We start from the raw sequence: 21405 nt of genomic DNA, 5'->3' as shown, positions 1-21405 counted from the left end.
GACCACCGCCGGGTGGACGGGTGCCGCGCGCGCTCAGCGCTGCCGCGCCACCGCCCGTGCGAGCCGCGCCGCCGCTTCGCGCAGCAGCTCCTCCGATGTGTCGCCGTAGGCGAGACGCAGGTGACGGTCGGCATCGGTGCCCGGGCCCGAGGCGAAGAACGACCCGCGCTGGTACTCCACGCCCTCGGCGCTCGCGTCGGCGGCGAGCCGGTCGCCGTCGATGCGGTCATCGGTCAGGCGCGGCCACAAGAAGAGTCCACCGTCCGGCACGGCGACGTCGAAGAAGCCGGATGCCGAGAGCTCAGCCGCCAGAGTGTGCGCGCGCGAGCGGTACAGGTCACGGGCCCGGCCGAGCACGCGGTCGAACAGCGACTCGTCGATGGTCAGCAACTCGGCGACCACGCCCTGCACGAACGTCGACGAGTGCGAGTCCTGGCGGCTGCGGAGGGCGACGGCATCCGGGATCAATCGCTCCGGCAGCACGACCCACCCGAGCCGCAGGCCGGGCCCGAGGGTCTTGGTGAAGGTGTTCACGTGGATGACGTGGTCGGAGTCGTGGAACGGCGCGACCGACTCCGCCTCGCCGTGGAACCGCAGCTCGCGATAGGGGTCGTCGGCGAAGACCGTGAAGCCGTAGCGCTCGGCGAGCGCGACGAGCTCGCGACGCTTCGCCGTGGGCAGCGAAGACTGCGAGGGGTTGTGGAACTCGGGCACGGTGTACACCGCGGCGGGTCGGGCTCCCTCGCGCAGGCGCTGCTCGAGCTCGTCGATGTCGAGTCCCGCAGACCCGACGCGGATGGGGAGGACTCGCGCGTCGACCAGCTCGAGCCCTCGCAGGAACAGCGGGAACACGGGGTTGTCGACCGCGACGAGGTCGCCGCGCTCCAGCACGGTCTGCACGGCGAGCGCCAAGCCGTGGAAGCCGCCGTTGGTGATGAGTACGCGGTCCACCGCGACGCCCTCGCGCGCGGCGATCCACTCTCGCAGCGCCGGGATCCCCTCGGTGCGGGAGTACTGCAGCGACGCGGCACCGGGGCGCGAGAGCACGCGGGCCGTCGCCTCGGCGAGCTCCGCGGTGGGCAGCACCGTGGCATCCGGGATGCCGCCGAGAAGCTCGATCGCATCGGGGCGACGATCGCGCAGCGTCTGGTCGCCGAAACCCTTCGGCGCGGTGAAGGCCTGCACGAGCGCGGGACGGGAGGACGGGGAGAGAAGGGTCATCGGGAACTCCGGGGGTCGCGGAACGGGATGGCGTCGATGAGGGCGCGGGTATACGCCTCGCGCGGGTGCGAGAGCACGTCGGCCACGCGGCCGGCCTCGACGACCCGGCCGTCCTTCAGCACCGAGACGGTGTCGGCGATCTGGCGGACGAGGGCGAGGTCGTGCGAGACGAACAGGTAAGTGAGCCCCCGCTCGCGCTGCAGGCGGCGCAACACGTCGAACACCCCGGCCTGCACGGTCACGTCGAGGGCACTGGTCGGCTCGTCGAGCACGATGACGTCGGGCTCGAGCACGAGGGCCCGGGCGATCGCGACGCGCTGGCGCTGACCGCCCGACAGGGCATCGGGGCGACGCCGGGCGAGATGGGTCGACAGGCCCACGGCATCCAGTGCCTCGGCGACCGCGGTCACCCGCTCGGCACGCGTGCCGACCCGATAGCGGTCGAGCGGCTCGCGCACGATGCGCCCGACGCTCCACGTGGGATCGAGCGAGGTGAAGGGGTTCTGGTACACGAGCTGCAGGTGGCGACGGATGCCGCGCAGCTGGGCCGGCGTGCGTCCGATGACCGGCTCGCCGTCGACGCGGATCTCGCCGGCATCGGGGGTGTCGAGCCCGAGCAGCAACCGCACGGTGGTCGTCTTGCCCGAGCCGGATTCTCCGACGAGCGCGTGCGTGGTTCCGGGCGGCACGCGGAACGACACCCCCGACACCGCCGGGCGCGCGGCACCGTCGACGACGAAGCTCTTCGACACCTCGCGCACCTCGATGCGGGTCGAAGCGGTGTCGGTCGTCCACGCGTCGACCCCGCGGTCGTCGAGGTCGCGCCGGTACCGGTCGGGATTGAGCGCGGGGGCGTCGGCCTGCAGTTGCCTCGTGTACGCGGATGCCGGGGCGGCGAACACCGCGCGCGTGGCACCGGCCTCTTGGATGCGGCCGTCTTTGAGCACGACGATCTCGTCTGTGCGTTCGGCGGCGATCGCCAGGTCGTGCGTGATGAGGAGGAGTCCGATGCCGAGGTCGTCGCGCAGCTCGCCGAGCAGGTCGAGGATGCGCTTCTGGATCGTCACGTCGAGCGCGCTGGTGGGCTCGTCGGCCACGAGCAGCTGCGGCCCGGGCAGCACCGCGAGCGCGATGAGCACGCGTTGCAGCATGCCGCCCGACAGCTGGTGCGGGTACGAGTCGTAGACCCGGCGGGGGTCGGGCAGGCCGACGCGGTCGAACGCCTCGAGGATCGCCGCGCGCTCGTCGGCGACTCCGGCGAGGGCGGCCGCCTCGTGCGCCTGCGACCCGATCGTGCGCACGGGGTTGAGGGCGTGCGCCGGATCCTGCGGCACGAAACCGATTCGTCGTCCGCGCAGGGGGCGGAAGGCGCGCTCCGAGAGCCCCAGCACGTCGGTGCCGTCGAGCTCGACGCGCCCGTGCGCGCGGCCCGTGGCCCGCGGCAGCAGGCGCAGCACCGAGCGGGCGATCGTCGACTTGCCCGAACCCGATTCGCCGATCAGGGCGAGGCTGCCGCCGCGCGGGATCGAGAACGACACGTCGTGCACCACGGGGGTGCGCCCGTAGGCGACCGAGAGATCCTCGACGCGCAGGAGCGCGGTCCGCGTGACCAGGTCGGGACGGACGGGAAGCGAGAGGGTCATGACGTCCTCCGGAGGAAGCGGCTGATTCGGTTGATCGAGAGCACCGTCGCCACCGTGACCACCGCCGGCCAGACGACGAGCCACGGCGCACGCGGGTAGTTCTTGCCCGCCGAGATCAGCAGTCCCCAGTCGGATGCCGGGGGCGGATCGCCGTAGCCGAGGAAGGCGAGTCCCGCGATCACGAGGATCGACAGTCCGAACTGCAGTACCGCGAGCGGCACGAGCGAACGCGACGCGTTGGGCAGCACGTGGCGGAACAGCACGTGCAGGCTCGACCCGCCCTGCAGCCGCGCGGCCTCGACGAACACCGACGAGCGCACCCGGAGCACCTCGGCGCGCATGACGCGGGCGAAGACCGCCACCGCCGAGACGCCGGTGGCGATCGCGGCGTTGATGGTCTGGAAACCGAGCGAGCTGACGATGACCACCGCGAGCAGGAATGCGGGGATCGCCAGGAGCACGTCGACGAAACGCGCGAGCACGACGTCGGTCCACGAGCCGAGGAAGCCGGCGAGAAGCCCGATCAGCCCGCCCACGACCACCCCGATCGTGACCGCGACGAGCGCGCTGGTCACCGAGGGCTGTGCGCCGAAGACGATCCGCGCGAACAGGTCGCGGCCGAGGTGGTCGGTGCCGAGCAGGTGCGCGGCGCTCGGCGCCTGGAGCTTGTCGGCGGGCACGCCCTGCGCGGGGTTCTGGCTCGTGAAGAGCGTCGGTGCGAGCGACCACGCGAGCACCACCGCGACGACGACGAACGAGGCGATCACGTCGAGGGGCAGGGCGAACCGGATGCCGCGCACCCGGGCGACCGTCGCGCTCGGGGCGAGGGCGGGGGCGGCGCTCATACGACGCTCACCTCCTCGCGCAGCGGGGACGCCGGGCCCACGGGAGGAGTGGCTCGCGTGCGACCGCGCGAGGCGATCGAGACGCGCGGGTCGAGCAGCGGATACGCGAGGTCGGCGATCAGGTTGACCACCACGAAGACCACCGCGGCCAAGGACACGACCGCCTGCAGCACCGGGAGGTCTTGACCGGCCACGGCCGACTGCACGAGCGTGCCGACGCCGACGCGTCCGAAGATCGCCTCGGTGATGAGCGCGCCGCCGAGCAACTCGCCCACGATGAGGGCGAGCACCGTGACACTCGGCAGCGCAGAGGGCTTGGCGAGGTGGCGCAGGAACAGCGCACCCGAGCGCAGACCGCGCGAGCGGGCGACGGCGACGTACTCCTGCCGCGACTCGTGATCGAGCGACGAGATGAGCACCTCGGCCAGCTGTGCCGACACCGGGATGCCGAGGGCCACCGCCGCGAAGAAGGTGCCCCACGGCGTCTCGGTGTCGATCATGCTGAACAGCCCGAGCCCGAACGCGAAGACGTGGATGAGCAGCAGACCGATGACGAAGTTCGGCACCGAGAGGAACAGCGACGGCAGCGAACGCAGCACGCCCTGTCCGAAGCGCGCGGGGACGAACTGCGTGCCGTACGCGATCGCCACAGCCAGCACCACGGCCACGGCGAGGGCCGCCGCGGCGAGCGCGAGGGTCGACCCGAGCGCATCGAGCACGAGTGTGGCGACGGGCAGGTTCGAGCGCAGCGAGACGCCGAGGTCGCCGACCACGAAGCGCCCGAGCGACGAGCCGAGCTGCACCCACCACGGCTGGTCGAGGCCGTAGAAGGCGACGATGCGGGCGATGTCGTCTTCGGTGAAGCCGTTGTCGGGGTTGCGCAGCGTCGTGGTGATCGGGTCGCCCGGCAGCACGCTGATCACCGCGAACGTGAACAAGTAGGCCAGGAGCACGACGATGATCGCCTGCCCGGTGCGCCGCAGGGCGAAAGGGCCGTAGGTGCGCAGCATGCGCTCCTCCTCTCGGGGTGGAATCGCGATCAGTCGTTCAGCGAGGCGTCGAGGTAGTACGCGTAGGCGAGGCCGTTGTAGGTGACGCCGGTCAGCTCCGGCGACTGCACGTACACGCGCTGCACGATCTGGGTCAGGGGAACGAAGTAGCCCTGATCGAGCACGTAGCCCTGCAGCTCGTCGGCGACCTTCGCGCGCGCGTCGCGGTCGGTGGCGGTCGCGAGAGCATTCGCGAGGTCGTTCAGCGTGGCATCCGAGGTTCCGACCTTGAACCAGTCCTCGTCGCCCTTCTTCTGCGCGGTCAGCACACCCGCGACGGTTCCGACGTCGACGAAGCTGCGCGTGATCTCGGTGGCGGGCACGGCCGCGTTGCCGATGACCTTCTGCCCGTAGGTGGGCACGTCGTAGCTCTCGAGGTTCACCTCGAAGCCGAGGCTCGTGAGCTGCTGGTCGACGAGCTCGTCGACCGATTGCGAGGCCTGCAGGTAGGGGTTGGGATAGAGCGTGAACGACAGCTTCTGGCCGTTCTTCTCGCGCACCCCGTCGGCACCCTTCGTCCAGCCCGCCTCGTCGAGCAGCCGTGCGGCCTCGTCGGGGTCGTATGCGAACGCGTCGGCGTGGTCGGTCGCCTCGGGCACCGTGCTCTGGAAGAACGACTCGGCCGCGTGCCAGTCGGGCGTGTAAACGGTCGAGAGGATCTGATCGCGGTCGATGCCGTGCTGCACCGCCTGACGCACATTGACGTCGTCGAAGGGCGCGACCGAGGTGTTCAGCGCATAGCCGTTGACGAAGCCGAGGTAGCGGGGCGTTTCGACGGTGAGCCCCTCGCCCTTGAGCGCCTCGAGATCTTGGGGGCTGGCGTTGTAGGCGACCTGGGCCTGACCCGACTCGACCGAGGCGGTGCGCAGCGTCGGTTCGGCGACCTGCTTGTAGGTGATGGTGTCGAGGTACGCGGCACCGTCGTGGCCGACCGCTTCGGGGCCCCAGTCGTAGTCGTCACGCTTCTTCAGCACGACGCTGTCGCCCTCGGCGACCTTCTCGACGACGAAGGGACCGCTGCCGATGTCCTTCGTGAGGTCGGCCTGCTGGTCGGCGGGCAGGGCGAGGCTCGCCGGCGACAGCAGGATCGAGCCGTGGTACGCCAGCGTGGGGATGAAGCTCAGCGTCGGTGCCGAGAACGACACCGTGACCGTCGTGGCATCCACCGCCTCGGCGCCCACGTAGTTCGCCGAGGGGAAGAGGCCGATGCGGTTGATGCCCTCGTCGGGACGCCCCTTCGCCCACAGGTCGATGTTGGCCACGACCGCGGCGGCGTCGAGCGGAGTGCCGTCCGAGAACGTGACCCCCTCTTTCAGGTGCAGCGTGAACTGCGTCTTGTCGGCGTTCTCGTCCCAGCTCTGCGCGATCCACGGGCTGAGGTTGCCCTCGGCGTCGACGTAGACGAGCTTGTCGGTGAGGTTGCCCCAGATCTGTCCCTGATAGCTCGAGATGGAGCTGTTGTTGGGGATCCAGGTGGCGCCGAGCGAGTCGATGAGGAACACCAGATCGCCGCCGGTGCGCGGGGCGGAGCCCTCGGCGGGGGCGTCGGTCGAGCCCGCGCCGCACCCGCTGAGCAGGACGGCGCCGACGGTGAGGGCGGAGGCGACGCCGATGAGGCGCCGGAACGGGCGGGGCTGCGTGGTCATGGGGTGTCCTCGTGTGTGCGGTGGAGATTCGGGTTACAGGGCTTTGCCGGGGTTGAACAGGCCGGCGGGATCGAGAGCGTTCTTGAGGGCGAGCTGCGCCTCGCGCACGCGGACGGCGAGCTCCTCCGCGGCGAGATCGCGTTTGACCGTGCCGATGCCGTGCTCGCCGCTGACGGTTCCGCCGACGGCGAGGGCCGCGCGCACCACGTCGTCAGCGGCGTCGTGCACGGCGGCGGGCGGCAGCGAGGGGTCGGCCCCCGGCGGGACGCGGAGGGTGATGACCGGGTGCAGATTTCCGTCGCCCGCGTGCGCGACCGCGCTCACCGACACTCCGTGCCGATCCGCGATCGCCGGGAATCCCGCGAAGATCTCCGCGATGCGCGACTTCGGCACCGCGACGTCTCCCCCGGCGAACCAGTGGTCGTCGTCGAAGCGGCGGCCCGAGCGGCGCAGTTCCCACAGGGTCTCGGCGTCCGCGTCGTTCTCGACCCGCACGGTCGCGCCCGCCGCCGTCAGCGCCGCCGTCAGTTCGGCGGTCTGCTCGTCGATGCCGAAGCCGTCGAGCTCGATGAGCAGCAGGGCAGTTCCGCGATCGCGCAGGCCCGATCCCTGGGCGGCGTCGATGCCCTCGAGCGTGGGCTGGTCGAGGAACTCGATGACACTCGGGCGCACCCGCGACGCGGTGATCGCCCCGATGGCCGCAGCCCCGGCCCCGGTCGAGGAGAAGAACGCGGTGACGGTGCGACGGGCGACGGGCAGGGGACGGATGCGCACCGTGGCCCCCACGACGATGCCCAGCACACCCTCCGATCCGACGAACAGCGAGACCAGGTCGAGGCCGGTGACGCCCTTGATCGAACGGTGGCCGACCGAGACGAGGCTGCCGTCGGCCAGCACGACGTCGAGGGCGAGCACCGACTCGCGCGTCACGCCGTACTTCGCGCAGCGCAGGCCACCGGCGTTCGTGGCGATGTTGCCGCCGATGGTCGAGATGCGCCAACTCGCGGGATCGGGGGCGTAGAACAGGCCGAGGGGCTCCAGGCGTTCGTTGAGCGCGGCGTTGAGCACGCCCGGTTCGACCACGGCGACCTCGTCGGCGGGCGACACCTCGACGATGCGATCGAGGCGGGCGGTCGAGATGACGAGCTGATCGGCGGATGCCGTGGCGCCGCCCGACAGGCCCGTTCCGGCGCCGCGGGGCACGATGCTCACGCCGTGGCGCGCGGCCAGCCGCACGAGCTGCTGCACCTCGGCGGGGCTCGCCGGAAACGCGACCGCCGGCCCGTCACCGGCGGAGGCCCGACGCGGAGCGGTGCCAGCGTCGAACGCGAACGCGGCGGTCTCGACCGAGGGGCGGAGCACCTCGATGTGCGACGCGTCGGCTCGCACATCGTCGAGCAAGGCGTCGAGGCCCGTGGTCGGGGCGATGACGGGGGTGGCACTCATGAGCGGACCTCCTCGGGTCGGGATGCGGCGGCATCCGGGAAGACGGGGACGACGCCGAAGGTAGGACGACGAGCCGCCCGGCTCATCCCGGAGGACACGCACCGTAGCGGCCCGTCATCGCCGGTCACGGTGCGTCGCACGGCGTCACGAAGACCGCGCCGAGGTGCGCACGACGAGCCGCCGCGCTACGGTCCGCCCCCGCTCGGGCGCTCGCGTCGTTTCAAGGCGTTGCGTTACGGCCGGCCTTGAGCCCCGCCGCGCCGCCGGGCGACAGTGGGGACCTCGACCACCGTCTCCCCGATCCAAGGAGCTCCGATGCCGCACCGCATCCCCCTCGCCGTCGCGCTGGACGGCGCCGGCTGGCACCCGGCCGCGTGGCGTGAGCCCACGGCCCGACCCACCGAGCTCACCTCCGCCGCCTACTGGCGTGACCTCGCGCGCACCGCCGACGACGCCGGCATCGTGTTCGCGACGATCGAAGACGCGCTGAGCCTGGGCGGACGATCGAGTGAAGCGGATGCCGAGACCCGCCGCGACCGCGTCCGCGGGCGCCTTGATGCGGTGCTGCTGGCGTCGTTCCTGGCCCCGCACACGCGGCGTCTCGGTCTCGTGCCGACGGTCACGACGACCCACCCCGAGCCGTTCCACCTGGCCACGGGGTTGCAGACCCTCGACCACGTCAGCCGGGGACGCGGGGGCGTGCGCATCGTCGCCGGCTCCACCGCGCAGGAGCGCGCGAACTTCGGGCGCCGCGCCGACGGACCGACCGGGCTCCCGGCATCCGGTCGCGTCGAAGACGACCCCGCGCTGCTCGCCGCCTTCCGCGAGGCGGGAGAGGTGACCGAGGCCATCCGCCGGCTGGCCGACTCGTGGGAAGACGACGCGATCGTGCGCGACCTCGAGTCGGGCAGGTTCCTCGACCGCGAGCGCGTGCACAACGTCGAGATCGCGGGCGAGTTCTTCTCGATCACGGGCGCCTCGATCGTGCCGCGGTCGCCGCAGGGGCAGCCCCTCATCACCGCGCTGGCGCACCAGAGCGTTCCCTTCCGTTTCGCCGCGGAGCATGCCGACCTGGTGTTCATCACGCCGACGGATGCCGCGGCGGTGGCCGGCATCCTCGACGAACTCACCGCCCCCGAGCGTGAAGAGCCCCTGCGCGTCTTCGCCGACCTGCTCGTGCTCGTCGAGGAAACGCGCGCCGAGGCTCAGGCGGTGTGGGACCGCCTGCAGGAGCGCGCCCCGCTGACGACCGACGCCCGCGTCGTGGTCGGCACCGCTGACGACGTCGTCGCCGAGATCCGCGCCCTCGTCGAGGCAGGGGTCGACGGCGTGCGCCTGCGCCCCGCGCGCCTGCCCGCCGACCTCGACCGCATCGCACGCCTCGTCGCACCGCGGGCGGCGGATGCCGGCATCCTGGCCCCCGATGCCGGAGAGCCCACGCTGCGCGAGCGGCTCGGACTCCCCCGCCCCACCAGCCGTTACGCCCGACAGGAGGTCGGCGCATGAGCCGTCGCCGGATCCACCTCGCCGCGCACTTCCCGGGCGTGAACAACACCACCGTGTGGACCGACCCGGCCGCGGGCAGCCAGATCGACTTCTCGTCGTTCGAGCACTTCGCCCGCACCGCCGAGCGCGGGTTCTTCGACTACCTCTTCCTCGCCGAGGGGCTGCGCCTGCGCGAGCACCGCGGACAGCTGCACGACCTCGACGTCGCCGGACGCCCGAACACCCTCGCGATCCTCACGGCGCTGGCCGCGGTCACCGAGCACATCGGCCTCGTCGGCACGCTCAACACCACCTTCAACGAGCCGTACGAGCTCGCGCGCCAGCTCGGCACGCTCGACCTGCTGTCGAACGGACGCGCGGGGTGGAACGCCGTGACGAGCTCCGACGCGTTCCACGGCGCGAACTTCCGCCGCGGCGGCCATCTCGACCACGCCGACCGGTACGTGCGGGCCGCGGAGTTCGCGGCCCTGTCGAAGGCCCTCTGGTCGTCGTGGCGCGACGACGCCATCGTGGCGGATGCCGAGACGGGCGCGTTCCTGCGCGACGACGCCATCGCGCGGGTACGCCACGAATCCCGCCTGTTCGACGTCGACGCGGTGTTCGACGTGCCGCGGTCGCCGCAGGGACGACCGGTCATCGTGCAGGCGGGAGACTCCCCCGACGGCCGCGACTTCGCCACGCAGCACGCCGACGTGATCTTCTCGCTGCACACCGAGTTCGCCGACGCCCAGCGGTTCTACCGCGACGTCAAGGGCCGCCTGGCCGCGCACGGCCGCGACGAGGACTCGCTGAAGATCTTGCCCGCCGCGACCTTCGTGCTCGGCGACACGGCGGCCGAGGCCCGCGAGCGCTCGCGCGAGATCGCCCTCGCCCAGGTGCGGCCGCAGACGGCGATCACCTACCTCGAACAGATCTGGAACCGGGACTTCAGCGGCTACGACGCCGACGGGCCTCTCCCCGACGTCGAGCCCGACACCGGAGTCGAGACCGCGCAGGGCTTCGCCGGACGCCACGCCGCGATCCGCGCCCGCGTCGACCAGCTGCGCGCGCAGGCCGCCGCAGAGAAGCTGTCGATCCGGGAGCTCGTCATCCGCCTGACCGCGAAGCACACCTTCGTCGGGACGCCGGAGCACGTGGCATCCGAAATCGACCGCTACGTGCAGGAACGCGCCACCGACGGGTTCACCGTGGTCGGACACGTGACCCCGCACGGCCTCGACGAATTCGCCGACAGAGTCGTGCCGCTGCTGCAGGAGCGCGGCTCGTACCGGCGCTCGTACGACGAGGGCGCGACGCTGCACGACCTGCTGGGCCTGCCTCCGGTCGCGCAGGAGGCAGCCGCGCGATGACCGACGTCGTGATCGTGGGGGCGGGCCCGCGGGCGGTGATGCTCGTGGAGCGCCTGCTCGCGCGGCGCACCCGCGACGCGCACCCGCCGCTGCGCATCACGTTGATCGACCCGTTCCCCCCGGGTGGCGGGCGCATCTGGCGTCACGAGCAGTCGGCCCTGCTCAAGCTGAACTCGATGGCGCGCGATGTGACGGTGTTCACCGACGACAGCTGCCTGATCGCCGGTCCGGTGCGATCGGGGCCGTCGCTCATCGAGTGGGCCGAGCGCGTGCGCGACGGGCGCCTGCCCGACGTCTCGATCGACGACCCCGCCCTGGCCGACGAGGTGCGCGAGCTGCGCGGCGACGGTTTTCCCACGCGGCGCCTGCAGAGCGCCTACCTCGACTGGTTCTGGCGGCGCACGGTCGCGATCGCGCCGCCCGGCGTCGAGGTGCAGTGGCACCAGGGCAGCGCCGAGTGGGTCGACGACACCGCCGAGGGGTGGGAGGTCGCCCTCTCGGACGGCACGCGGCTGCCCGCCGACCTCGTCGTCTACGCGCTCGGTCACACCGGCCGTGCGCCCGAGAACACCACCCTCGACGTGATCGCGACGGCCGCGGCGGCGGGCTTCACCTATCTCGAGCCCTCCTTCACCGCCGACGCCGACCTCTCGCGTCTCGCACCGGGCGCCGACGTGATCGTGCGCGGCATGGGATTGGCGGCGGTGGATGCCGTGGTGCTCCTGACCCAGGGGCGCGGGGGTCGCTTCTCCCGCACGTCGGCCGGGCACCTGATCTACACCCCCTCGGGTGCGGAGCCGCGGCTGCACCTGGGCTCGCGGCGCGGGGTGCCGTACCGCTCGAAGGTCGCCTCGCAGCTGCAGGGCGACGCGCCCGCGCGCGAGGTGCTCACCCCCGCGGCGGTCACCGCCCTGCTCGACCGCCCCGGCACGGTCGACTTCACTGACGACGTGTGGCCGCTCATCGCGCGCGAGCTCGTGTGGGGGCACTACCGCGAACTGTTCACCGGCCACCCCGAGCGGGTCACCACGACGTGGGAGGCCTTCCGCGAGACGCTGCGTCAGGTCGACGGTGACACCGACGCCCTGCGCCGCGCCGTGCGCGAGGTCGTCCACGACCCCCTCGACCGCTTCGACGTGCCCCGCCTCGACCGGCCGCTCGGCGACGAGACCTTCGTCGACGCAGACGCCGTGCACGACCGCGTGCGCCGACACGTGGCCGACGACCTACTCCTGCGCACCTCGCAGGATCACAGCGCGAGCCAGGCGCTGTTCCTGACGATCCTCGGGGCGTTCCTCGCTCTGGCCGACATCCCGCCCGAACGGTGGAGTGCGCGCTCGCGCGCCGTCGACCTGCCGATCACGTGGCACGCGTTCTTCAGCTACGTCGCCTCGGGGCCACCCGCCCACCGTCTCGAAGAGCTGCTCGCCCTGGCAGATGCCGGGGTGGTGCGCTTCCTCGGGCCCGACCTGTCGGTGCGCCTCGACGAGCAGCGCGGTTTCGTCGCGACGACCTCTCGCGCGCCCGGTGAGGTGGTCGCCGATGCGCTCGTCGACGCCTGGCTGCCCGCGGCCGGCGCCGCCGCCAGCGACAACCCGGCGCTGCGAGAGCTCGCGACGCGACACGGGCGCGAAGTGCACGTCGCGGACGACGCCTACACCGGCTCGCTCGGCCGCATCGAGGTCGACCCCGACGGACGCGTGATCGGTCGCGACGGGGCGGCCCACGCGACGATGTTCGCCCTGGGTCCTTTCACCGCGGGACCGGAGGCGGGTGCCTTCACCCGGCCGCAGTCCAACGCCCTCTCGCTGCGCCACACCGACCGGGTGGCCGAGGCCGTGACGGCGGCGGCGAGCGCGGTCGCCTCGGCCCGGTCGACAGCGCGGGTGCGCGTGGCGTCGCGCTGACCCCGCGCTCGCGCTCCCGCCCCGGCGCCTCCGCCCCGCGCCCCATCCTGTTTGAGCGTCCAAGAAACGCCGCGCCTCCACGGCGGCCGCGGCGTGTTTCGGACGCTCAACGGGGATGAAACGGCCGCACCGCCTCAGCGCAGGCGCCGCGCGATCTCGGCCAACGCTTCGGCGAACGACTCCTCGGCGCCCTCGCGCCCGCCCGACAGATTCACCCCCACGACGCCGGGCAGGGCCAGCATCTCCTCGGCGAGCGCGACCGCGAGGGCGATCCCCTCGGCGCGCGGGTCGCGGGCCGACCGCACGCGCGAGAGGAAGCCGTCGGGCAGCACGAGCGTCGTGAACGACTCGAGCAGGTCGGCCGACGCGGCATCGACGACCACCGGCACGCAGGGGATGTAGCGGATGCCGTCGCCCGCCGCCTCGATGAAGCGGCGCACCGGCGCGGCTCCGCCGGCATGGTTGACGAAGCACACGTCGGCCCCCGCGCGCTGCTTCTCGCGCAGCCGTGCCGCACGCCGCTCGATCGGGGGTGCGGCCGGCGACGCTGCCACCGACACGACGTGCCCCGCGGCGCGGGCGAGCGCGGCGGCCTCGGTGGAGTCCAGGTCGAACACCGGCGCGGCATCCGGTCGATCTCCGGTGCGGGTGTGGTCGCCGGTCACGCAGTGCACTCCGGCGACCCCCTCCACGGCGAGCGCGGCGAGTTCGCCCTCGATCGCGACGCGGTTGCGGTCGCGCATATTGAGGCCGGTCCACACGCGCAGACCCCGTGACTGCAGAAGGTGTGCGCGGTAGGCGGGTGGGAACTGCACGCGCGCGCTTCCCGCGTCGCCGGCGAGCACGGCATCCACTTCTCCGGCGAGGATCGCGGCGCACGAGTCGATGGATGCCACGCTCAGCGCCCGCGCGGGCAGATCGGCGACCACCCACGGGCGCGTCCCGAGCGCCGCCAGGGTCGCTGCCGCCGCCGCCGAGCGCGACCCGGGCATCACGGCGACCGTGCGATCGACCCCCGTCCACGGCACGGTCGGCCGGTGCAGGAACGCGCACCGATGCGCGGCGTCGATCTCGCACGAGCCGTCGAATCCGACGCCCCCGCAGGGGCCGTACTCCATGCGCTTCGGGCAGGCGTCGATCAGCGGCAGCGAGGTCATGGCGGGAGTGTAGGGACCGCGTGTTTCCGCGAATGTTCGTGACGGCAACATTGGCGAAATGCGCGGTGCCTACGCTCGGCGATACCCGCTGCCCCATCCCCCGGGAGGTCGCCATGATCACGGCCGGCACCACGTTCGGTTCCGACGTCGACGACGTCGACGCACTCACCGACGACCCGCTCGCCCTGCTCGTGCGGTGGCTGCCGCCGCACGACAGCGAGCTGCGACCGCTCGCCGCCCTGGCCACCGTGGGCCTCGACGGGCTTCCCTCGCTGCGGCACGTGCTGGCGAGCGAGTGCGACACCGAGGGCCTCACCTTCCACACCGACGCCCAGAGCGCCAAGGCCGCCGAACTCGCCCAGAACCCGGTCGCGGCGATGTCGATCGCCTGGCCCGAGATCGGTCGGCAGCTCGTGGTGCGCGGCACCGTCGAGCAGGTCTCGGCGGCGGATGCCGCGAAGGTGTACTCCGAGCGGTCGCGGTACCTGCAGCTGTTGGCCTGGACGAACACCCGCGAGAACGCGCACCTGCCCGTCGACGAACGTCATCGCCTGTGGGCGGAGTTCGACGACGCGCACCCGCAGCTCGACCCGCCCGCCCGCTGGGTCGGGTTCCGCCTGCGCCCGCGAACGCTCACCTTCTGGCGCGGCGACCCCGCCGGTCAGAGCACGCGCCAGCACTACACGCTCGTCGACGGCCGCTGGTCGGGCGAGATCCTGGCGGGCTGACGTGGACATCACCACCGTCACCTCATTCCGCGCCGCGCGCTCGCGCGCCGACCTCGCGCTGCGTCCCGGCGAGGTCGTCATGGCCGGGGGCACCTGGCTGATGAGCGAGCCGCAGCCCGACACCACCGGCTTCGTCGACCTCACCACCCTCGGCTGGCCCGACCTCGAGATCACCGACGACGGCCTGCGCATCGGGGCGACCTGCACCATCGCGCGTCTGCTCGCGTGGGCAGAGCGCGAGGCGCCCGCGGCCTGGACCTCGCTCGAGCTCGCCCGCCCCGCCGCCGATGCGCTGCTCGCGTCGTTCAAGATCTGGAACACCGCCACCGTCGGCGGCAACGTCTGCCAGGCCTTCGCCGCCGGCGCGATGATCGCCTTGCTCGCGACGCTGGATGCCACGGCCCTCATCTGGACGCCCGACGGCGGCGAGCGCCGCGCGGCCGTGGCCGACCTGGTGGTCGACAACGCCGCGAACGCGCTCGCGCCGGGTGAGGTCGTGCGCGCCCTCGACGTCCCCGCGCGGTCGCTGTCGTCGCGGGTGGGCCTGCAGAAGATCGCGCTGGCCGAGCTCGGTCGCTCCGGCGCCGTCGTCACCGCCCGCGTCGACCCCGACGGCTCCGCGGTGTTCGTGGTGACCGCCGCGGTGCGCCGCCCCCGCGTGCTGCGCTTCTCGCGCGTGCCCGGAGCGGGCGAACTGCGGGATGCCGTGGCATCCGCCCCCGACTTCTACACCGATCCGCTCGGCAGTGCCGACTGGCGTCGGGGAGTGAGCGTCGTGCTCGCCGAACGACTGCGCGCGCGCTTCGCGCGTGAGCTGCAGGAAGGTGCCGCGTGAGGTTCGAGGTCAACGGCTCCCCCGTCGAGGTCGATCCCCGCCCCGGTCAGAGCGCGCGCACGCTGCTGCGCGAGGCCGGCCATGTCGAGGTGAAGAAGGGGTGCGATGCGGGCGACTGCGGCGCGTGCTCCGTGCTGCTCGACGGCACGCCGACGCACTCGTGCATCGTTCCCGCGATGCGACTCGAGGGGCGTGCGATCACCACTGCGGCCGGCCTGGCCCCCGGCGACGAGCTCCACCCCGTGCAGGAGGCCCTGGCGAGCGGCTTCGGATTCCAGTGCGGGTTCTGCACGCCCGGCATGAGCGTGACGGCCTCGACCCTGACCCCCGACGACCTCGGCGACCTCGACCGGCGCATGAAGGGCAACCTCTGCCGGTGCACCGGGTACCGCCCGATCCGCGAGGCGATCCGCTCGTCGGTGCTGGGTCCGGTGCGCGAGACCGGGTCGGCAGCGCCGGCCGCGGCGCCCGCCGGCTGCGGTGGGACGTGCGCGGGGCACGACACGACTCCTGCAGATCCGCCCCTCACGGCTCCCTCGACCCCTGCACCTGCCGATCTGCAGGAGGTGTGCACGCCGGCCTCCCCCACCGGACGCGTCGGCACCTCCGCCATCCCCGAGGCTGCCCGCCGCATCGTCCAAGGTCGCGAACCCTTCACCTTCGACGAGCCCGTGCCCGGCGGTCCACCGCTCGTGCTGCGCGTCGTGACCTCGCCGCACGCCCACGCCCGGGTCGTCTCGATCGACACCGCGGCCGCGCGGGCGATCCCGGGCGTCGTGGCCGTCTTCACCCACGACGACGTCCCCGCCGTGCGCTACTCGACCGGCCGCCATGAACACCGCACCGACGACCCCGACGACACGCGCATGCTCGACGACGTCGTGCGTCACGTCGGCCAGCGGATCGTCGCGGTCGTCGCCGAGACGGCCGAAGCAGCCGATGCCGGATGCCGTGCCGTCGAGGTCGAGTACGAGGTGCTGCCCGCGGTGTTCGACCCCGAAGAGGCACGCCGGCCCGGAGCCCCGCTGCTGCACCCCGACCGCACACCCGACGAGCGCGTGATGGATGCCGGCCGCAACGTCGTCGCGGGCTTCCACACCGGTCACGGCGGCGACATCGACGCGGCCCTCGCCGCGAGCCACACCACCGTGACGGGCGAATGGCGCTCGTCGCGCGTGACCCACGCGGCGCTCGAGACGCACGGCGCCGTCGGCTGGATGGACGACGACGGTCGCCTCGTGATCCGCTCGTCGACGCAGGTGCCCTTCCTCGTGCGCAACGAGCTCGCGCACGTGTTCGACCTCGAGCGCGATCGCGTGCGCGTCTATGCGACGCGCGTGGGCGGCGGATTCGGCGGCAAGCAGGAGCTCTTCACCGAAGACCTCACCGCGCTCGCGGTGCTGCGCCTCGGACGCCCGGTCGCGTACGAGTACTCGCGCACCGATCAGTTCGTGCGGGCCTCGCTGCGGCATCCGATGCGCGTGCGCACGACCCTGGGGGCGGATGCCGACGGCACCCTCACCGCGATGAAGCTCGACGTGCTGAGCGACACCGGGGCGTACGGCAACCACGCGATCGGCGTGCTGTTCCACTCGTGCGCCGAGTCGACGACGCTGTACCGCGTGCCGACGAAGTGGATCGACGCCGAGGCGGTCTACACGAACAACCCGCCCTCGGGCGCGTTCCGCGGATACGGGCTCGGACAGGTGGTGTTCGCCGTCGAATCGGCCATGGACGCCCTCGCGCAGGAGCTCGACATCGACCCCTTCGACCTGCGGCGCATCAACGCCGTGCGCGAGGGCGACCCGCTGCACCCCGACGCCGACGAGAAGTACGAAGAAGACCTGATTTGGGGCAGCTACGGCCTCGACCAGTGCCTCGACCTCGCGCAAGACGCGCTGCGACGCGGCAACGGCGTCGACGCCCCCGACGGCTGGCTCGTCGGCGAAGGGATGTCGGCCGCGATGATCGCCACCATGGCGCCGCGCGGACACATCGCCCACACCACCGCGACCCTGCGTGCCGACGGCACCTACGTGCTGCGGGTCGGCACGGCCGAGTTCGGCAACGGCACCTCGACCGTTCACCGCCAGATCGCGGCCACCGTGCTCGAGGCACCCCTCGAGCGCCTGCACCTGTGGGCCGCCGACACCGACGCGGTCCGCCACGACACCGGCGCGTTCGCCTCCGCGGGAACCGTCGTCGCCGGAAAGGCGCTGTACGGCGCCTGCCTATCGCTGAAGCGCCGGATGATCGCCATCGCCGCCGAGCTGTCGGGGGCGGATGCCGCGGGCGCCGAGGTCACGGCATCCGGAATCTCATTCGCAGGCGAGACCGTGACGTGGGCGCGGATCGTCGCCGCAGGGGGCGAAGACGACCTGACCGCCGACGGGGCCGAGTTCGGCGACTTCCGCTCGCTCGCCTTCAACGTGCACGCCGTACGCGTGGCCGTCGACCCCGAGACGGGGACGGTGAAGGTGCTGCAGTCGATCCAGTCCGCCGATGCCGGCGTCGTGATCAACCCCGCGCAGTGCCGCGGCCAGATCGAGGGCGGCGCCGCGCAGGCCCTCGGCGGTGCGCTGTACGAAGAGGTGCTGCTCGAAGACGGCGTCGTGCAGAACCCCGTGTTCCGCACGTACCGCGTGCCGCAGTTCGCCGACGTGCCCGACACCGAGGTGTACTTCGCCGAAACCGACGACACCCTCGGCCCGTTCGGCGCGAAGTCGATGAGCGAGTCGCCGTACAACCCCGTCGGGGCCGCGATCGGCAACGCCGTCTCGCGCGCGCTCGGCCGCCGCGGATACGAACTGCCGTTCTCGCGCGACCGCGTGTGGAGGCTCGCGGGCGGGGAGTGAGTGGGGCCCGCGGCCGGCGGGCCCGCCAGCGGGGTTTGGGGTCTTGCTCCGGCTCCGGTGTCGGCGGGGCCCGCCAGCGGGGGTTTGGGGCGCGTTTCGTCGTTCGGGGCGGACAATTCACGCCCCAAACGAGAGGATCCGCCCCAAACCGGTGAACGTCGGGGCGGCGCGTAGGTCCCGGGCTGCGGAGGCGACTGGCTTCAGCCCAGGCGCGTCGGCGGGGGATTTGGGGCGCGTTTCGTCATTCGGGGCGAACAATTCACGCCCCAAACGCAAGAACCTGCCCCAAAACCGGTGAAGCTGAGGTCGGCGCGTAGGCCACGGGCTGAGGACATCACTGGCTTCGGCCCCGGGCGCGCCGGCACGGTTTGGGGCGCGTTTCGTCGTTCGGGGCGGACGAATCACGCCCCGAACGCAAAAATCCGCCCCGAACCGGGAGCTCAGAGGGGCGTCGCGGTTCCCCGCACGAGAATGCCCCCGGATGCCGGGACCTCGACCTCGAGCACGCTCGGCCGCCCGATGTGCCGGCCCTGCCGCACGGTGAAGGCGAACGGTGCGTCGAGACCCAGGCGGTCGCGGAGGTACGCACCGAGCGAGGCAGCGGCGGAACCCGTCGCGGGATCCTCGGTGATGTCGCCGACCGGGAAGAGGTTGCGCGCCTCGGCGACGAGGCCGTCGACGAGGTCGCCCTCCACGTGGACCGTGATGACGGTGCCTTTCCATCCGCGCTCGTCCATGAGCATCCGCAACGCAGCGGGGTCGAACGCGAACGAATCGAACGTCCCGCGGGAGGCGATCGCGACCACCGGGTGCAGGTTGCCGGCGAAGGCCTGGGCGAGCGGCATCCGCTCATCGAGGTCGTCGGAGCGCAGGCCCAGGATGCCGAGGAGGCGGACGGCGACGTCCGCGTCGAGGTCGGTCGTGGAGGGATCGACGCTGGTGAAACCTCCGGTGATGCGGCCCTCGGCGTCGCGGGCGGTCGACACCTCGACGATGCCCGCCGCGGTGTCGAACGTGAACTGCCCGACGCCTTCGGCCTCGGCGAGCGCGACGGCGGTCGCGATCGTGGCGTGTCCGCAGAAGGGCACCTCTGCTCCGGGCGAGAAGTAGCGCACGGCGACCCGGCGACCGTCGCGCTCACCGACGAAAGCGGTCTCGGGGTGGCCGAGGTCGGTGGCGATGCGCTGCATCTGCGCGGCGTCGAGGTCCACGGCATCCAGGACGACGCCCGCCGGATTGCCTCCACCCGGCTCGGCGGCGAAGGCGAGCAGTTCGAGGATCTCGGGAGCGGAGGTCATGCGTCCATTCTCGCCGGGGGCCGAGTGCTGCGGAGCTGCCTTGGCGTTGCGCGCTTCCTTGAACGCGACGATCGCCGACCACACGGCAGCGACCGGGAGGGCGATGCACGCGCCGGACCACCAGCGCATCGCGATCGCCGACACGATGGGGACCGCAGAGCGCGGGGGGCTGTCCCCGAACACGTCGTGGAGCAGGAGGTCCCACGCGAGAGAGGGGTACACCCACGGCGCGCCGATCGCCCCCCACAGCCACAACGCACCTCGTCCCGCGGTGAAACGCACATGAGGCTCATGCACCTTCATCCGCCACGCTCGCCAGAACGCTCCGGCCGTCAGCGCCACCGACCACAACACCCACGCCAAGGTCCACCACACCGACCTCGGGCCGACGATCGCGACTGCCTGCTCGGTCGTGAGCCCGTAGGCCGCAGGCATGCCGCGCACGGCCCCGAGCACGCCGAGCCACCACGCCGAGGGCGCGGGACGGTCGCGCTTGATGAAGACCATGCCCCGGGGCCACCTCTGCCGCCCCACTAACGACCGCCCCCGCACGCCCCGCGCCCCGGGGCCACGACCGACGCCCCGAACCGGGCGCAACCGACCCCTCAGCGCACCTCCGCCCCGAGGTGCAGCACCGCCTCGGCGAGGGCACGCAGGCCCGCCGCCACGTCGGCGCCCGCGACGTCCTCGGCGGGGTGGTGGCTGATGCCGTCGGGGTTGCGCAGGAAGAGCATGCCCACGTCGGTGATCGCACCGATCGCCATGGCGTCGTGACCGGCGCGACTGAAAAGGGTGGGGGCGTCGCCGCCGATGCCCGCGCGCACGACGTCCTGCAGCAGCGGAGCGCAGAACACCGCGGGCGCGCTGTGCACCTCTCGGGCGTGCCAGCGCAGGCTCCGGCGTCCCATGATCGCGTCGAGCTCGCGTGAGATCTCGTCCCACACGTGGTCGCGCGTGGCGTCGAACTCTCCGCGCAGGTCGAGCGAGAGGTGCGCCTCGCCGGGCACGACGTTGACCGCGCCGGGGAAGGCCTCGAGCTGACCGACCGTGCCCACGATGTGGTGCTCGCCGCGGCAGATCCGCTCGACCGCCAGCGCGGCCTCGCTCGCGCCGAGCAGGGCGTCGCGCCGCATGTCGTAGGGCGTGCCTCCCGCGTGCCGCGCCTCACCCTCGACGACGAGCTGGAACCGCCGGGCCGACGCGATCGACGACACCGCCGCGAGGGCCTGGCCACTGCGGTGCAGCTCGGGCGCCTGTTCGATGTGCGCCTCGAGGTACGCCACGAGCTGGTCGGGCCGGCGCGCGGCCTCGCCCACGCGGCCCGGGTCGAGCCCGAAGTCGCGGAAAGCCTCGCGCAGGGTGAGTCCGTCGGCATCCGCCAACTCCCACCACGCGGGGTCCCACTGACCGGCCACGGCCGACGAGCCCAGCAGGGCCTTGCCGAACCGCGTTCCCTCTTCGTCGCTGAAGGCGATGACCTCGAGGGCGAAGGGGAAGGGGCTGGATGCCGTGCCCTCATCGTCGACGCGGCGCAGCAGCCGCACGACCTCGAGCGCCATCAGCACCCCGACGATGCCGTCGTAGCGCCCCGCGTCGGGCACCGTGTCGAGGTGCGAGCCGAGCAGGAGGGCGGGAGCATCGGGCATCCCGGCCGGAGCGAGACGGCCGACCTGATTGCCCGCGGCGTCCTGCCGGGTGGTCATGCCGAGCTCGCGCATCCACTCGGCGGCGAGGCGATTGACGCGTGCGTGCTCGGGCGAGAGGTAGACGCGGGTGATCGATCCGGGCGTCGAGGTGACGCGGGCGAGCTCTTCGCAGCGCCCCATGACGCGGCGCGCGGCCGAGGCGATGCGCTCTTCCGACACCTGAAGGCGAGTGGATGCCGTCATGCCCAGGCTCCGCGGCCGCCGCAACCCGTCG

Annotated in this window: 15 protein-coding genes; 6 read left to right on the top strand and 9 right to left on the bottom strand. The window is 72.5% G+C overall.

Going from position 1 to position 21405, the window contains the following annotated elements; translation table 11 throughout:
* Window positions 1-33 precede the first annotated feature (33 nt).
* From LPW41_RS02470 to LPW41_RS02445, 6 genes are read right to left on the bottom strand one after another with little or no spacing between them, the layout of a single operon-like run.
* Complete coding sequence (locus LPW41_RS02470; protein ID WP_230704024.1) at window positions 34-1221, bottom strand: PLP-dependent aminotransferase family protein; 1188 nt, start codon at window positions 1219-1221, stop codon at window positions 34-36.
* Window positions 1218-2864 carry an ABC transporter ATP-binding protein gene (locus tag LPW41_RS02465; protein ID WP_154096890.1) on the bottom strand — a complete coding sequence of 549 codons (1647 nt, stop codon included), beginning with the start codon at window positions 2862-2864 and terminating at the stop codon, window positions 1218-1220. The genes LPW41_RS02470 and LPW41_RS02465 overlap by 4 nt, the downstream gene beginning before the upstream one ends.
* Window positions 2861-3709, bottom strand: a complete 849-nt coding sequence (locus LPW41_RS02460; RefSeq protein WP_230704023.1) for an ABC transporter permease — start codon at window positions 3707-3709, stop codon at window positions 2861-2863. The genes LPW41_RS02465 and LPW41_RS02460 overlap by 4 nt, the downstream gene beginning before the upstream one ends.
* Entirely contained in the window at window positions 3706-4719 is a 1014-nt protein-coding gene (locus tag LPW41_RS02455; protein WP_154096892.1) for an ABC transporter permease, read from the bottom strand. Before LPW41_RS02455 ends, LPW41_RS02460 begins: the two co-directional genes overlap by 4 nt.
* A gap of 29 nt (window positions 4720-4748) precedes the next feature.
* A complete protein-coding gene (locus LPW41_RS02450; protein WP_154096893.1) occupies window positions 4749-6404 on the bottom strand; it encodes an ABC transporter substrate-binding protein in 1656 nt (551 codons plus the stop codon).
* Window positions 6405-6437: 33 nt separating this feature from the next.
* Entirely contained in the window at window positions 6438-7850 is a 1413-nt protein-coding gene (locus LPW41_RS02445; RefSeq protein WP_144830470.1) for an FAD-binding oxidoreductase, read from the bottom strand.
* A 315-nt stretch (window positions 7851-8165) separates the two neighbouring features.
* Here LPW41_RS02445 and LPW41_RS02440 point away from each other — a divergent pair, with 315 nt between their 5' ends.
* From LPW41_RS02440 to LPW41_RS02430, 3 genes are read left to right on the top strand one after another with little or no spacing between them, the layout of a single operon-like run.
* A complete protein-coding gene (locus tag LPW41_RS02440; RefSeq protein ID WP_230704022.1) occupies window positions 8166-9356 on the top strand; it encodes an LLM class flavin-dependent oxidoreductase in 1191 nt (396 codons plus the stop codon).
* Window positions 9353-10705 carry an NtaA/DmoA family FMN-dependent monooxygenase gene (locus LPW41_RS02435; protein ID WP_230704021.1) on the top strand — a complete coding sequence of 451 codons (1353 nt, stop codon included), beginning with the start codon at window positions 9353-9355 and terminating at the stop codon, window positions 10703-10705. The genes LPW41_RS02440 and LPW41_RS02435 overlap by 4 nt, the downstream gene beginning before the upstream one ends.
* Window positions 10702-12612, top strand: a complete 1911-nt coding sequence (locus tag LPW41_RS02430) for an FAD/NAD(P)-binding domain-containing protein (protein ID WP_154096896.1) — start codon at window positions 10702-10704, stop codon at window positions 12610-12612. The genes LPW41_RS02435 and LPW41_RS02430 overlap by 4 nt, the downstream gene beginning before the upstream one ends.
* A gap of 134 nt (window positions 12613-12746) precedes the next feature.
* On the opposite strand, the gene LPW41_RS02425 is transcribed toward LPW41_RS02430, so the two are convergent.
* On the bottom strand, window positions 12747-13769 hold the full coding sequence (locus LPW41_RS02425; protein WP_144830482.1) for a methylenetetrahydrofolate reductase C-terminal domain-containing protein: 1023 nt from the start codon (window positions 13767-13769) through the stop codon (window positions 12747-12749).
* Between the two features lie 113 nt (window positions 13770-13882).
* On the opposite strand from LPW41_RS02425, the gene LPW41_RS02420 reads away from it, so the two are divergent.
* The 3 genes from LPW41_RS02420 to LPW41_RS02410 are packed head-to-tail and all read left to right on the top strand — an operon-like array spanning window position 13883 to window position 18187.
* Window positions 13883-14497 (top strand): pyridoxal 5'-phosphate synthase, encoded by a 615-nt coding sequence (locus tag LPW41_RS02420; protein WP_144830484.1) that lies wholly within the window; start codon window positions 13883-13885, stop codon window positions 14495-14497.
* Window position 14498: 1 nt separating this feature from the next.
* Entirely contained in the window at window positions 14499-15332 is an 834-nt protein-coding gene (locus LPW41_RS02415) for an FAD binding domain-containing protein (RefSeq protein WP_144830487.1), read from the top strand.
* Entirely contained in the window at window positions 15329-18187 is a 2859-nt protein-coding gene (locus LPW41_RS02410) for a molybdopterin-dependent oxidoreductase (protein WP_230704020.1), read from the top strand. The genes LPW41_RS02415 and LPW41_RS02410 overlap by 4 nt, the downstream gene beginning before the upstream one ends.
* Before the next feature lie 440 nt (window positions 18188-18627).
* Here LPW41_RS02410 and LPW41_RS16980 read toward each other — a convergent pair whose 3' ends face one another.
* Together LPW41_RS16980 and LPW41_RS02400 are read right to left on the bottom strand one after the other, a co-directional pair.
* Window positions 18628-19992 (bottom strand): PhzF family phenazine biosynthesis isomerase, encoded by a 1365-nt coding sequence (locus tag LPW41_RS16980; RefSeq protein WP_308071662.1) that lies wholly within the window; start codon window positions 19990-19992, stop codon window positions 18628-18630.
* A 98-nt stretch (window positions 19993-20090) separates the two neighbouring features.
* Entirely contained in the window at window positions 20091-21374 is a 1284-nt protein-coding gene (locus LPW41_RS02400; RefSeq protein WP_230704019.1) for an allantoate amidohydrolase, read from the bottom strand.
* Window positions 21375-21405 lie beyond the last annotated feature (31 nt).

It is taken from the genome of Microbacterium sp. JC 701 (assembly GCF_021026215.1).
Lineage (GTDB): Bacteria > Actinomycetota > Actinomycetes > Actinomycetales > Microbacteriaceae > Microbacterium > Microbacterium algihabitans.
The sequence above is the reverse complement of the archived record's forward strand: the minus strand, read 5'-3'. Positions and strand labels throughout refer to the sequence as shown.

Coding starts and splice junctions, on each gene's coding strand:
- LPW41_RS02470 (WP_230704024.1), bottom strand. CDS start 1,221: ATGACCCTTCTCTCCCCGTCCTCCCGTCCCGCGCTCGTGCAGGCCTTC.
- LPW41_RS02465 (WP_154096890.1), bottom strand. CDS start 2,864: ATGACCCTCTCGCTTCCCGTCCGTCCCGACCTGGTCACGCGGACCGCG.
- LPW41_RS02460 (WP_230704023.1), bottom strand. CDS start 3,709: ATGAGCGCCGCCCCCGCCCTCGCCCCGAGCGCGACGGTCGCCCGGGTG.
- LPW41_RS02455 (WP_154096892.1), bottom strand. CDS start 4,719: ATGCTGCGCACCTACGGCCCTTTCGCCCTGCGGCGCACCGGGCAGGCG.
- LPW41_RS02450 (WP_154096893.1), bottom strand. CDS start 6,404: ATGACCACGCAGCCCCGCCCGTTCCGGCGCCTCATCGGCGTCGCCTCC.
- LPW41_RS02445 (WP_144830470.1), bottom strand. CDS start 7,850: ATGAGTGCCACCCCCGTCATCGCCCCGACCACGGGCCTCGACGCCTTG.
- LPW41_RS02440 (WP_230704022.1), top strand. CDS start 8,166: ATGCCGCACCGCATCCCCCTCGCCGTCGCGCTGGACGGCGCCGGCTGG.
- LPW41_RS02435 (WP_230704021.1), top strand. CDS start 9,353: ATGAGCCGTCGCCGGATCCACCTCGCCGCGCACTTCCCGGGCGTGAAC.
- LPW41_RS02430 (WP_154096896.1), top strand. CDS start 10,702: ATGACCGACGTCGTGATCGTGGGGGCGGGCCCGCGGGCGGTGATGCTC.
- LPW41_RS02425 (WP_144830482.1), bottom strand. CDS start 13,769: ATGACCTCGCTGCCGCTGATCGACGCCTGCCCGAAGCGCATGGAGTAC.
- LPW41_RS02420 (WP_144830484.1), top strand. CDS start 13,883: ATGATCACGGCCGGCACCACGTTCGGTTCCGACGTCGACGACGTCGAC.
- LPW41_RS16980 (WP_308071662.1), bottom strand. CDS start 19,992: ATGGTCTTCATCAAGCGCGACCGTCCCGCGCCCTCGGCGTGGTGGCTC.
- LPW41_RS02400 (WP_230704019.1), bottom strand. CDS start 21,374: ATGACGGCATCCACTCGCCTTCAGGTGTCGGAAGAGCGCATCGCCTCG.